Source organism: Bradyrhizobium sp. I71 (assembly GCF_022354745.1).
Lineage (GTDB): Bacteria > Pseudomonadota > Alphaproteobacteria > Rhizobiales > Xanthobacteraceae > Bradyrhizobium > Bradyrhizobium liaoningense.
Window position 1 is genome coordinate 2,633,858 of record NZ_CP059398.1, and the last position, 13,327, is coordinate 2,647,184.

A 13,327-nucleotide genomic window follows, 5' to 3' on the forward strand; every position below is an offset into this window, starting at 1 on the left:
AGGTCTCTATGTGTCTTCTTCTGCGCGGCACGCGCTGAAAAGCGCGCATTGACAGGTAAGCCCCGCGCGAAGCACCCAAGGCACAGCAACAGCAGGGTGAGGGACGCGATGTCTTCAAGAACGGCATCAAATGACGCGTTCGATCTCGCGGGCGATCGTCAGTGCGGAAGCGGTCAGCGCAGCACAGAAAGCGACCCCGCATCCATCTCCGATCGCGCGGAGATGATCCTCATCCCCGGCGGCACCTTCCGCATGGGTTCGGACCGGCACTATCGGGAAGAGGCGCCAGTGCACCGCGTCATCGTCGATCCGTTCTGGATCGACCGGACGCCGGTGACCAACCGTCAATTCAGGGCGTTCGTAAAGGCGACGGGCCACGTCACCTTTGCCGAGATTTCCCCGGATCCGAAGGACTATCCCGGCGCGTTGCCTCACATGCTCTATGCCGGGTCGCTGGTCTTTGCACCCCCGCTCCGTCCGGTCGATCTGCGCGACTGGAGCCAATGGTGGAGCTTCCTCAAGGGCGCCGACTGGCGCCATCCTTACGGCCCGAAGAGCAGCATCAACACGCTCGACGATCATCCCGTGGTGCACGTCGCCTATTCCGATGCGCTGGCCTATGCGCTCTGGGCCGGCAAGGACCTGCCGACGGAAGCGGAATGGGAATTCGCCGCGCGCGGCGGGCTCGACGGCGCCGAATTCGCATGGGGCGACGAGCTTGCCCCCGGCGGCAAGCACATGGCCAATACCTGGCAGGGCCACTTCCCCCATGAAAATCTCAACAGCGACGGTTTCGAGCGCACCTCGCCGGTGACGGCGTTTCCGCCGAATGGCTACGGCCTGCACGACATGATCGGCAATGTCTGGGAATGGACCTCCGATTGGTGGTGCGCACAGCACGAAGCCGACGCGGCCAAGCCGTGCTGCATCCCGGAAAACCCGCGCGGGGGTCGCGAGGCCAACAGCTACGACCCCTGCCAACCCAACATCAGGATTCCACGCAAGGTGCTGAAAGGCGGCTCACACCTGTGCGCCCCGAACTACTGCCGCCGCTACCGTCCGGCCGCGCGTCATGCAGAGCCGATCGATACGTCCACGAGCCACGTGGGATTTCGTTGTGTCATTCGCGAAAGGAGCAAGTCATGAGCACAGAGAAGGATGGAGACAAGTCCAACGCGAAGGCCAGTGCACTTGATCGGCGCAGGATTCTGCTCGGTGGTACGGCGCTCGCCGCCACGTCCGCGCTCGTCGCGGGCGCGCGAGTCGAGGTGACGCAGGCGCAAGCGCAGCAGCCCGCTCCTGCCGGGCAACGGCCGAACATCCTCGTCATCTGGGGCGACGATGTCGGCGTCGCCAATATCAGCGCCTACACGTTCGGCCTGATGGGATACAAAACGCCGAACATCGACCGTATCGCCCGCGAAGGATTGATGTTCACCGACTATTACGCCGAGCAGAGCTGCACGGCGGGCCGGGCCTCGTTCCTAACCGGCCAATCCGGCCTACGCACCGGGATGACCAAGGTCGGCTTGCCCGGTGCGGCGCAAGGCTTGCGGTCCGAGGACATCACCATCGCCGAGGCGCTGAAACCGCTCGGCTATGCCACTGGCCAGTTCGGCAAGAACCATCTTGGCGACCGCAACGAATTCCTGCCGACGGTGCACGGGTTCGATGAGTTCTTCGGGAACCTCTATCACCTCAATGCCGAGGAGGAGCCCGAGCATCCCGACTATCCGAAGGACCCCGGGTTCAAGGCAAAATTCGGCCCGCGCGGCGTGCTCAAATGCAGAGCCACCGATCGGGATGACCCGACCGTCGATCCACGCTTCGGCAAGGTCGGGAAGCAGACCATCGAGGATACCGGTCCGCTTACCAAGAAGCGGATGGAGACGGTCGACGACGAGACATCCAATGCGGCGATCGACTTCATCAAGCGGCAGGTTCAGGCCAACAAGCCTTTCTTCTGCTGGTGGAACGGCACCCGCATGCATCTCTATACCCATGTGCGGCCGGAATATAAGGGCCGCAGCGGCCTCAGCGAATACATGGATGGCATGCTCGAACACGACGGCCACGTTGGCAACCTGCTCAAGGCCCTCGACGATCTGGGTATCGCCAACAACACCATCGTCATCTACGGCACCGACAACGGTGTGCACATGAACTCGTGGCCGGACGGCGGCATGACACCGTTCCGCAGCGAGAAGAACACCAACTGGGAAGGCGCCTATCGCGTTCCAGCGATGATCCGCTGGCCGGGCCGCATCAAACCGGGACAAGTCAGCAACGAAATCTTCGCCGCCCTTGACTGGTTCCCGACACTGTTGGCAGCGGCCGGGGAGCCCGACATCAAGAACAAGCTGCTTACCGGCTATGCCGCCGCCGGCAAGACGTTCAAGGTGCACCTCGACGGGTACAACCAGTTGCCGCTCCTTACCGGCCAACAGGAGAAGTCCGCGCGCAAGGAATTCTTCTACATCAACGATGACGCCCAGCTTGTGGCGATGCGCCATGAGAACTGGAAAATGGTCTTCTGCGAGCAGAAGGTCCAAGGGACGTTGGAGATCTGGGCCGCGCCCTTTGTCTGTCGCCGCTTGCCCAAGATGTTCAATCTGCGCCTGGACCCATACGAACGGGCCGATGTTACGTCGAACACCTACTACGACTGGACGATTCAACGGGCGTTCCTGATCGTCCCGGCTCAAGCGATGGTGGCGCAGTTCGTCGAGACATTCAAAGACTTCCCGCCACGGCAAAAGCCCTCGAGCTTCAGTGTAGACGAAGTCCTTGCGCAGATGTCGAATCCGCACGGCGGGTGACAGTGGCAACAATGCGTCGGCCGGATCACGTGCTCCGGCCGGCGCCCGCGGCTGGAGAATCCCGACCGGACGGAGATTGTCATGATTACCACCATGCGGCAAATCACCCGGCGCGCAATGCTTACAGGTTTGCTCAGGGCCGTGCTTTGCGTGCTTGCAAGCCACAGCGCGTTCGCGCAAGCCGATCCGCTGCCATCCTGGCAGGAAGGGGCGACAAAGAAATCGATCATCGAGTTCGTCACACGGGTAGCGACGCCCGGCGGACCGCAATTCGTGGCGCCCGTTCAACGCATTGCGGTCTTCGACAACGACGGAACGCTCTGGTCCGAGCAGCCGGTGTATTTCCAGGTCATGTTCGCCTTCGACCGTATCAAGGCTCTGGCGCCGCGGCATCCGGAGTGGAAGGACGCACAGCCATTCAAGGCAGCGATCGAGAGCGACTCCGGGGCGCTGGCGGCCTCCGGCGAAAAAGGGCTGCTGGAAATCGTGACGGCTAGTCACGCAGGCATGACAACCGATGCTTTCTCCCAAACGGTCGCCGATTGGTTAGCGTCTGCGCGCCACCCGCGTTTCAATCAGCCCTACGACAAATTGGTTTACCAGCCGCAGCTCGAGCTCCTCGCCTACCTTCGCCAAAACGGCTTCAAGACATTCATCGTGTCTGGCGGCGGTGTCGAGTTCATGCGCGTGTTCGCCGAGCGGACATACGGCATCCCGCCGGAGCAGGTCGTCGGCTCGTCCGGCGTGGTCAAGTTCCAACTCGGACCGGATGGCACGCCTGAACTCATCAAGGAGCCCAAGATCGAATTCATAGACGATGGCCCCGGAAAGCCGGTTGGCATCAACCGCTTCATCGGCCGTCGGCCGATCCTCGCTTTCGGCAACTCGGACGGTGACCTTCAAATGCTGCAATGGACCGCAGCCGGCGGCGGGGCGCGCTTCATCGGCATTGTGCATCATACCGACGGTGAGCGTGAATGGGCTTACGACCGCACCTCTCCGGTCGGCAAGCTCGACAAAGCGCTGGAGGAAGGCCTGGCCAAGGGCTGGACCATCGTGGACATGAAGCGGGATTGGAAGGTGATCTATCCGTTCCAGAATCTCTGAGGGGTGCACGATGAGCATCCGCCGCCTCAATTGAGAGGCTTTCGAATGACCTTCGAGCCCGGAAATGCAAAGACCTTGGTCCAGTCCGCATGGAAAGGCCTAGATCGAAGGGTGTTTCCCGCGGGCGCAACGATCTTCGCCGAAGGTGAATTGGGAACGATCGCCTATATCCTGCTTCGGGGCGACGTCACGATTTTCGTTGGATACGGAACGGCTCAACAGCGTGCTTTGACGGAGCTGAAGCCCGGTCAGATGTTCGGCGTTCACGCGCTCATGGCCGGAGCGCAGCGCGCCGCGTCGGCCTTTACGAAAGGCGGATGCGAGTTGCTGGCCGTGAGCGAGGAAAAGCTCAAACAGAAACTGGATGAAGCCGACCCGTTCCTTCGCTACTGGGTCGACTATCTGTCGAAGCGCATTATCGACCTGTCTACGCAATAAAACGTCCGCGGAGGCGGCAGTTCAATGTATCCCGCTCCGGCTCGCATCTCGCGCATCCCTCTCTTCGTGACGGTCCTGACACTCTTCCTGACCGCCTCGCTGCTGGTAGGCGCCGGAGTTACGGTCGCCAACTACGTTGAGGACCGCAAGACCGCGATCAAGGTCGCATCCGATACGTTCAAGGCGAAAATAGACCGGATCAATGAGCGACGTCTCGCATTCTTTGCGACCGCGTTCTTGATGACCGAGCAACTCGGCAACGATCCCACGTTCCATCAGGCCTCCGGCTCGAAGGAGGCGATCCTGCCTTTGATCCTCTCCAGCTTGACGCTGAGCCCGCAGATATCCGCGGTGTATGCTGGTTTCGAGAACGGGAATTTCTTTCACGTTCTGTCGATCTCGGAAGCCGAAAACTCCTTTATCGCAGGTCTGGGCGGGCCTCAGACCACCCGGTTCGCGATTCGGGAGATCCGCGTCGATGGCAGCGGCGTTCGCGTCGAAACCTGGCGATTTCTCGACTCCAATCGCCAGCAGATTGGGACGCTTGGCCATCAGCTTTCCGCCTATGACCCTCGTCGCCGCGATTGGTATCGTAGTGCGCGCGCACAACCGCAAAGCGTCGCCCGCACGCCGCCGTATATCTTCGCGGCCACCTCGCAAGCAGGAATGACCCTGGCAAGGGCATTTGAAGGCGGTGTCGTCGGCGTCGACATCACACTCGACCGGTTGATGGCCTATGTCCGGTCGGTCCGATCGAATGAAGAGCAGCGATTCGTGGCATTTGACGAAGAGAATCGTCTGCTTGCTCACTTCGATCCTGATCGGATGTTCAAAGCCCCCAGCGCAGGGGAAACCCAAGCGACTGAACTCGCAAGGACCACCGATCTTACCGACCCCGTGGTTCGGGAAGCATTGCAGATCTTCGCACGCAGCGGTCCCTACCAACTGGCCAATCTTAATGTAGCCGGTACGGAATATCTGGCCACAGTGGTCCGGCAGGTCGCCAGAGACGGAGGCGTCTTCTTTGTGCTTTATGCGGCTCCTCTCTCGGACTTTCTGGGGTCTCTGGCCCACGCCGCTGCGCGAAACATCCCCACCGCATTGCTCGTCTTTGTTCTTGCCCTGCCGGCCATCATTTACCTCGCGCACTCGATCTCGAAGCCGCTCAGGAAGCTTTCCGACGAGGCGGAATTGATACGATCGTTCCAACTGGCTGATCCGATCAGAATGGAATCGCGGGTGCGTGAGATCAACACGCTCATCAGGTCAATGTCCGGCATGAAGGGCACGATTCGCGAAGTTTCCAAATTCGTACCAAAGGCGCTGGTCAAGGATCTTCTCGAAAGCGAGAGCCTGGTTGAGGTCGGCGGAGAGACCCGTCGCGTCAGCATACTGTTTACCGATGTCAAGGATTTCACTCGCATCGCCGAGGGCATGCCAGCTGAGAATCTCATGGTGAGACTGTCCGAATACTTTGAAGAGCTCGCATCCTTGATCATCAAGGAGAGTGGAACGGTGGACAAATTCATCGGCGACGCAATTTTCGCTTTCTGGAATGCGCCGCTTCCGGTTGCGCGACACGAACATGTGGCCTGCGCGACGACCCTTGCATGCCGCGCCGTAGCGCGACGTTTGAACGAGCGGTGGGTCAAGGAAGGTTTGCCCCCTTGGCAGACGCGCTTCGGGATTCACGTCGGCGAGGCCGTGCTGGGAAATGTCGGGTCATCCGATCGAATCGACTACACCGCGATTGGCGACACCGTGAACATCGCCGCGCGGCTGGAGGCACTGAACAAGTATTATGGGACCGGCATTCTCGCGAGTGGACAGGTCGCAGATCTCTGTTCGCGAGAATTCCTATTCCGGCGCGTGGACCGCAGCCAGCCGAAGGGCGCAGGAAAGGCGCTGAACGTCTTCGAACTTCTCGGCATGATCGATGGCCCCGAGGAATACCGCGTCACCCCGGAAATGGCGAAGCTCGTCCGGGACTGGAATAGTGTCTATGAGATGTACGCCAGCAAGGATTGGCTGCGCACGCTCAACGCTCTGGAGGGGTTTGCCACCGAGCATCCCGAAGATGTCGTGGCTGGAATCTATCTCGATCGAGTTGTCGGATTTCTGCTGGAGCCCCCGCCCCAAGATTGGGACGGCGTCATCCACTTCAGGTCCAAATAGGGCAGTTCCTCGCTGGACCCAGAACATGCTGCGCTCGATGAACTGTTGAAGTAAGCGCGCGGCCGGTCTTTGATTCAGACACCGCGAATAACAAGACGGTGCCGGAACGAATTGGCCGATCGAAATATCGACGCCGCGAAGCTTTCCAACTGGGAGATTATTCGTCTGGTGAAGATGCGAATGGATCGTTGCGGGGCGATTTGAACGCGCAAGCTAAGCTATTGATGTTGTTGGGTTCGACCTCGGCACCAAAACAATACCCCAGCAATCCTGTGAGATTGCTGGGGTATTTCATCAACTTGGTTGCGGGGATAGGATTTGAACCTATGACCTTCAGGTTATGAGCCTGACGAGCTACCGGGCTGCTCCACCCCGCGTTAAATCGTTGCTTGCCTTTGCGAAAATCCCGGGGACGGTCGGTTGAGGCCGGCGCTGTTCGCGTGGCTTGCTCTTCCGTCCCAAAGGCTTCCTTGGAAGGCGACCCCGGGGCAAAGCCCATCGGGTGCGGGGCGTATGTATCAAGGCGGGCTGGCTTTGGAAAGGGCTGCGGGAACGTTTTTTTCGACTTTATGACAGGGGAATCCGACCGATTTCCGCTGCGTTCCGCGCGCTCTTGCCAGAAGTTCCACAAAGGACCAGCTTGCGGCAACAAGATTAAGCTGAAACGCGCCCTTGAGGGAGGAACGCCCGTGGACAAATCCCTGACGAGCGCCCCGCTGCGGGCCCTCGAAGCGGCCTTCCATGCCATGGTCGCGCGGTCGCGGAACGAGCCGGCGCCCGACCTGGCCCAGCGGCTCGACCGGCTGGCGCGGCTGCGCGCGGTGATCGCCGACAACGAGGAGCGCTTCCGGCAGGCGATCTCGGCCGATTTCGGCCACCGCTCGGCGGTCGAGACCACCATCGCCGAGACCATGCTGCTGTTCTCGGAGATTCGGCATGCCACCAAGCACCTCAAGGCCTGGATGGCGCCGCAGCGCGTCGCGACCGCGCTGCAATTCCTCCCCGCGCGCAACCGGCTGATGCCGCAGCCGCTCGGCGTCGTCGGCATCATCGCGCCGTGGAACTATCCGCTCCAGCTGACGCTCGCACCCGCGATCGGCGCGATCGCCGCCGGCAACCGGGTCATCATCAAGCCGAGCGAGCTGGTCCCGCACTTCTCGGCGCTGCTCCAGGAGACGGTCGCGCAGCGATTCGATGCCGCGGAGGTGCTCGTCACCGGCATCGAGGACGAGATCGCCAAGGCTTTCGCGAGCCTGCCGTTCGATCACCTGGTCTTCACCGGCTCGACCCGTGTCGGCCGGCTGGTCGCGGAGGCCGCGGGACGCAATCTCACGCCTGTTACGCTCGAACTCGGCGGCAAGTCGCCCGCGATCATCGATGCTTCCGCCGATCTCGACGAGGCGGCCGAGCGCATCGCCTACGGCAAGCTGCTCAATGCCGGACAGACCTGCATCGCGCCGGACTATGTGCTGGTGCCGGAGCGCTCGTTGCAGGCCTTCGCCGAGAAGGTGCGCGCGCAGATGCGGCGCATGTTCGGCACCGATCCCGCCAACAAGGACTACACCTCGATCATCTCCGACCGGCACTACGCGCGGCTCGAAGGCCTGGTCGCGGATGCGGCGCAGCGCGGCGCAAAGATCCTGCAACCTGCGAAGCCCGATGACCCGAACTGGAAGGCGCATCGCAAATTCCCGCCGACGCTGATCGCTGGTGCGACCGAAGCGATGGCGGCGATGCAGGAGGAGATCTTCGGGCCGGTGCTGCCGGTGCTGGGCACGCGCGACCCGTCGGAAGCGATCGCCTTCGTCAACGCCCGCGACCGGCCGCTGGCGCTGTACTGGTTCGGCAGCGACCAGAGCGCGCGCGACGAGGTGCTGGCGCGCACCGTCTCCGGCGGCGTCACGATCAACGACTGCCTGTTCCACTTCACGCAAGTGAACCAGCCGATGGGCGGCGTCGGCGCATCCGGCACCGGCGCCTATCACGGCGAATGGGGCTTCAAGACGTTCAGCAAGCTGAAGCCGGTGTTCTATCGCTCCAGGTTCAATCGCCTCGCCGATCTCTATCCGCCATATGGCGGCAAGATCGCGCGGCTGGAGAAGCTGATGCGGTTCATGTCGTAGGGCCTACACAAACGCCGTCATTGCGAGCGCAGCGAAGCAATCCAGAATCCCTCCGCGGTAACAGCCTGGATTGCTTCGCTGCGCTCGCAATGACGAGAAAAGGCAGGGGGAAACAACATTGACCGACACATTCGATTTCGTCGTCGTGGGCGCGGGCTCGGGCGGCTGCACCGTCGCGGGCCGGCTGTCGGAGGATGCAGGGACATCGGTGGCGCTGCTCGATGCCGGCGGGGCTTGCGACAACTGGGTCGTGACCACGCCGGGCGCGCTGGTGCTGATGGTCGCCGGCAACGTCAACAACTGGGCCTTCAACACCGTGCCGCAGAAGGGGCTGAACGGCCGCATCGGTTATCAGCCGCGCGGCAAGGGTCTCGGCGGCTCGTCCGCGATCAACGCCATGGTCTATATCCGCGGCCACCGCGCCGATTACGACCACTGGGCTTCGCTCGGCTATGCCGGCTGGTCGTACGCAGACGTGCTGCCCTATTTCAAGCGGTCGGAGAACAACGCCGATTTCGACGGCGAGTATCACGGCAAGGACGGGCCGCTCTTCGTCAACAAATTGCGCTCCGGCAATCCGGTGCAGCAGATCTTCCTGCAGGCGGCGCAGGAAGGGCAATTCCGCATCCGCGAGGATTTCAACGCCGAAGACCATGAGGGCCTCGGCATCTACCAGGTGACGCAGAGGAACGGCGAGCGCTGGAGCGCGGCGCGGGCCTATGTCCATCCGCACATGGGCAAGCGCGCGAACCTGCGCGTGGTGACGCAGGCGCATGCCACGCGCATCCTGTTCGAGGGCAGGCGCGCGGTCGGCGTCGAATACCGCCAGGGCAAGGATGTGAAGCAGCTTCGCGCGAGACGCGAGGTGATCCTGGCCGCCGGCGCGTTTCAGTCGCCGCAGCTCCTGATGCTGTCGGGCGTCGGCGATGCCGCCGCGCTGCGCGGGCACGGGATCGCAAGCGTGCATCATCTGCCCGGCGTCGGACAGAACCTGCAGGACCATCCCGACTTCATTTTCGGCTACATGTCCGACAGTCCCTATTTCTCCGGCATCTCGCTGAAGGGCATGCCTCGGCTGATCCGCGCCATCCTGCAATATCGCCGCGAGCGCCGCGGTCCCCTCACCTCCAATTTCGCCGAATGCGGCGGCTTCCTGAAGACGCGGCCCGATCTCGACATTCCCGACATCCAGCTGCATTTCGGCATGGCGATGGTCGACGACCACGGCCGCAAGCGCCATGGCGGCACCGGCTTCTCCTGCCATGTCTGCCTGCTCCGCCCGAAGAGCCGCGGCAGCGTTTCGCTCGCCAGCCTTGATGCAATGCAGGCCCCGCTGATCGATCCGAACTTCCTTGGGCACGAGGACGATCTCGAGACCATGGTCGCGGGCTTCAAGACCACGCGCCGCCTGATGGAGACACCGGCGCTGCGCGCGCTGCAGACCAGGGACATGTTCACCGCGAACGTGCGCAGCGACGACGACATCCGCGCCGTGCTGCGCGAACGCGTCGACACCGTCTATCACCCGGTCGGCACCTGCAAGATGGGGACGGACGCGATGGCCGTGGTCGATCCGGCGTTGAAGGTGCACGGGCTCGAAGCCCTGCGCGTCGTCGATGCCTCGATCATGCCGACGCTGATCGGCGGCAACACCAATGCGCCGACGATCATGATCGGGGAGAAGGCGGCGGACATGATCCGGGCGGAGATGCGATGATCTTCTCCCTCTCACCGCTTACGGGAGAGGGTTGGGGTTAGGAGGAGTCTCCGCAAGGACGGTATTGGATAGACGCCCGCCGCCGCCCCCTCCGTCATTGCGAGCGCAGCGAAGCAATCCAGAATCCCTCCGCGGAAAGACTCTGGATTGCTTCGCTGCGCTCGCAATGACGATGCGGATATTCGCAGACGGCAGGGCTATCGCATATGAGTTCTTGGCGAGTGAGTTCTTGGCGGGGCCTGAGCGCGCGCCTCGTCCTTCGAGACGACCGCTTCGCGGTCTCCTCAGGATGAGGCTGAGCGGCATCGGTGCCCGCTGAAACTGCTGCCGCGCCCTCCGTCCTCATCCTGAGGGCCCGCCAACGGCGGGCGTCTCGAAGGATGGACACAGAGGAATCGCTCCCATATGCGATAACCCTGCCGCAAACGGAGAGAGGCGAAGAGACGTTCAATTCAACAAGAACCCGCCGTCCACCGTCACCACACTCCCCGTCATGTAGCGCGAGGCCTTTGAGGCCAGCAGCAGGATGGCGCCGTCGAGATCGGTTTCGGCGCCGACGCGGCGCTGGGGGATGCGTTTGGCGAGGCGTTCGCCTGATGGCGTCGACCAGAACGCATGATTCATTTCAGTGTCGATATAGCCCGGCGCGAGCGCGTTGATGCGGATGTTCTGCCCCGCCAGCTCCAGCGCCATCGCCCTGGTCGCCTGGATGATGCCGGCCTTGGAGATCGCGTAGGGCGAGACCGCCTTCAAGACGCCGGTGCCGAGCACGGAGGCGATGTTGACGATGTTGCCTTCCTGCTTGCGCGCGATCATGCGGCGGGCGATTTCGGTCGCGAGGAAATAGGCGCCTTTCAGGTTCGCGCCGATCACCGCGTCCCAGTCCGCCTCGGTCTGCTCGGTCGCGAGCTTCTCGATGGCGATGCCGGCATTGTTGATCAGCACGGTGACGGGGCCGAGCGCGGCTTCGACGGCGTCGACAGCCCTGGCGATCGAGGCCGTGTCGGTGACATCGAGCGCGACCGCGGCCGCGCGGCCGCCCTTGCCGCGGATCTCCTCCTCGAGACTCTTCAGCTTGTCGGTCTGCCGCGCAGCCAGCGCGACCGCCGCACCATGCGCCGCCAGCACCCGTGCGAATTGCCGGCCCAGCCCCTGGCTCGCGCCCGTGACGAGGATGGTTTCTTTACTGACGTCGAATAGGTCTGACATGACGATTTCCTTGCCGATTTCCTTACCAGTTTCTTGGGCGCATCCCTTGAGCTTTGGGGCCATCAATACAGACGATTTTAGCGATCTGAAACCGGAATGATCGGTTCGGCGTTCATTCGTTCCAGAGGCAGGGTTTCGCTCATGAACAGTTTCGATCTCGCCGTGTATGCTGCGCTCGCCGTCGCGGTCGGCTTCGGGTTCAGGACCGGCCTGCTGCGCAGCGCCACGACCATCCTCGCCTATCTCCTCGCCGCGCCGATCGCGGTTGCGCTGATGCCGCTGATCGCACCGCAGATTGCCGGCAATGCAAACTCGCCGCTGCTCCAGAACTGGATCTGGTTCTTCGCGATCTTCGTGGTGGTGGGCATGCTGTTCGGCCATATCGGCCGCATCGCGCTGAACGACACCGTCGGCGAGGCGGGAATCGGCGACCGGCTCGGCGGCGCCGCGCTCGGCGCCATCAGGGTCGGCCTCGTCGCCACCACGCTGGTGCTGGTGTTCGACCAGATCGTGCCGGCCAACCGCGAGCCGCCTTTCCTCGCCGGCTCGCATCTGCGGCCGCTGTTCTCGGCCGCCGGCCAGATGGGCTTCAAGTCGCTGCCGCCGGAGGCAGCCTCCGCGATCGACCGCCTCAAGCAGGAGCGGCGCATCTGAAGCGCGGCAAGATCGCGCCCGCCGTTTGGGCATGATCCTTTCGGAAAACCCCGCTACACACCTTTCGCTAACGCGCCTTCGGGTCCGGATCATGCCTGCACATTTGCATCGCAGCGTGGCCGCGCATGCATTTTGTTGCGAGCCCGTCCCTTACCAGCGGCGCCGCAGTTGGCTAGAGTGCCGCCGTCCAAAACCTGCCTGACATTACGGAGTGATACAGTGGATCTTGGGATCAAGGGTCGCCGCGCCATCGTCTGCGCATCCAGCAAGGGCCTCGGGCGCGCCTGCGCCATCTCGCTGGCGGACGCCGGCGTTCACGTCACGCTGACCGCGCGCGGCGCCGAAGCCCTGAAGAAAACCGCCGATGAGATCCGCAAGGCCTATCCCGACGTGACGGTCACCGAGATCGTCGGCGACATCACGATGCCCGCCGGCCGTGAGGCGGTGCTGAAGGCCTGTCCCGAGCCCGATATCCTGATCAACAATGCCGGCGGCCCGCCGCCCGGCGATTTCCGCAACTGGACCCGCGACGACTGGATCAAGGCGATCGACGCCAACATGCTGACCCCGATCGAGCTGATCAAGGCGACGGTGGACGGCATGATGGCGCGCAAGTTCGGCCGCATCGTCAACATCACCTCGGCCGCGGTGAAGGCGCCGATCGACATCCTCGGCCTCTCCAACGGCGCGCGCGCCGGCCTCACCGGCTTCATCGCCGGCCTGTCGCGCAAAACGGTGATCAACAACGTCACCATCAACGGCCTGTTGCCGGGCCCGTTCGAGACCGATCGGCTCACCGGCACCGCCAAGGCCGAGGCCGACAAGCGCGGCGTCACGCCGGAGCAGATCCTGGCCGAGCGCGCCAAGCTGAACCCCGCCGGACGCTTCGGCCAGCCCGACGAGTTCGGCTATGCCTGCGCCTTCCTGTGCGGCGCCAAGGCCGGCTTCATCACCGGGCAGAACATTCTGCTGGATGGTGGTGCGTTCCCGGGAACGCTGTAGCGCCGATTGCGGGGCGCTGAAGGCTCCGCATCGTCATGGCCGGGCTTGTCCCGGCCATCCACGACTTGCCGCAAGTTATGAAG

Annotated in this window: 10 protein-coding genes and 1 tRNA gene; 9 read left to right on the forward strand and 2 right to left on the reverse strand. The window is 62.9% G+C overall.

The annotated features are described in order from the left end of the window. The first annotated feature begins 222 nt into the window (after window positions 1-222). The 5 genes from FJV43_RS12940 (at window position 223) to FJV43_RS12960 (ending at window position 6,539) form a co-directional block, all read left to right on the forward strand. Window positions 223-1,146, forward strand: coding sequence for a formylglycine-generating enzyme family protein (locus tag FJV43_RS12940; RefSeq protein ID WP_239627463.1), 924 nt, complete (start codon window positions 223-225; stop codon window positions 1,144-1,146). Beyond that, window positions 1,143-2,819 carry an arylsulfatase gene (locus FJV43_RS12945; protein WP_239627465.1) on the forward strand — a complete coding sequence of 559 codons (1,677 nt, stop codon included), beginning with the start codon at window positions 1,143-1,145 and terminating at the stop codon, window positions 2,817-2,819. The genes FJV43_RS12940 and FJV43_RS12945 overlap by 4 nt, the downstream gene beginning before the upstream one ends. An 81-nt stretch (window positions 2,820-2,900) precedes the next feature. Then, window positions 2,901-3,926: an HAD family hydrolase gene (locus FJV43_RS12950; protein ID WP_239627466.1), complete on the forward strand. Its 1,026-nt coding sequence runs from the start codon at window positions 2,901-2,903 to the stop codon at window positions 3,924-3,926. A gap of 45 nt (window positions 3,927-3,971) precedes the next feature. Further along, window positions 3,972-4,364, forward strand: coding sequence for a cyclic nucleotide-binding domain-containing protein (locus FJV43_RS12955; protein WP_239627468.1), 393 nt, complete (start codon window positions 3,972-3,974; stop codon window positions 4,362-4,364). 24 nt (window positions 4,365-4,388) lie between these two features. Then, window positions 4,389-6,539, forward strand: coding sequence for an adenylate/guanylate cyclase domain-containing protein (locus tag FJV43_RS12960; RefSeq protein ID WP_239627470.1), 2,151 nt, complete (start codon window positions 4,389-4,391; stop codon window positions 6,537-6,539). 300 nt (window positions 6,540-6,839) lie between these two features. Here the strand turns inward: FJV43_RS12960 and FJV43_RS12965 are convergent. Then, window positions 6,840-6,916: transfer RNA gene (locus FJV43_RS12965), tRNA-Met, on the reverse strand. Between the two features lie 312 nt (window positions 6,917-7,228). On the opposite strand from FJV43_RS12965, the gene FJV43_RS12970 reads away from it, so the two are divergent. Together FJV43_RS12970 and FJV43_RS12975 are read left to right on the forward strand one after the other, a co-directional pair. Beyond that, window positions 7,229-8,662 (forward strand): coniferyl aldehyde dehydrogenase, encoded by a 1,434-nt coding sequence (locus tag FJV43_RS12970; RefSeq protein WP_239627472.1) that lies wholly within the window; start codon window positions 7,229-7,231, stop codon window positions 8,660-8,662. 118 nt (window positions 8,663-8,780) lie between these two features. Then, the gene (locus tag FJV43_RS12975; protein WP_239627474.1) at window positions 8,781-10,379 is read left to right on the forward strand and encodes a choline dehydrogenase; all 1,599 of its coding nucleotides are present in this window, start codon (window positions 8,781-8,783) and stop codon (window positions 10,377-10,379) included. 447 nt (window positions 10,380-10,826) lie between these two features. On the opposite strand, the gene FJV43_RS12980 is transcribed toward FJV43_RS12975, so the two are convergent. After that, window positions 10,827-11,588: an SDR family oxidoreductase gene (locus FJV43_RS12980; protein ID WP_239627475.1), complete on the reverse strand. Its 762-nt coding sequence runs from the start codon at window positions 11,586-11,588 to the stop codon at window positions 10,827-10,829. Between the two features lie 141 nt (window positions 11,589-11,729). Here FJV43_RS12980 and FJV43_RS12985 point away from each other — a divergent pair, with 141 nt between their 5' ends. Further along, complete coding sequence (locus FJV43_RS12985) at window positions 11,730-12,242, forward strand: CvpA family protein (protein WP_239627477.1); 513 nt, start codon at window positions 11,730-11,732, stop codon at window positions 12,240-12,242. A 219-nt stretch (window positions 12,243-12,461) separates the two neighbouring features. After that, the gene (locus FJV43_RS12990) at window positions 12,462-13,244 is read left to right on the forward strand and encodes an SDR family oxidoreductase (RefSeq protein ID WP_239627478.1); all 783 of its coding nucleotides are present in this window, start codon (window positions 12,462-12,464) and stop codon (window positions 13,242-13,244) included. The last annotated feature ends 83 nt before the right edge of the window (window positions 13,245-13,327 follow it).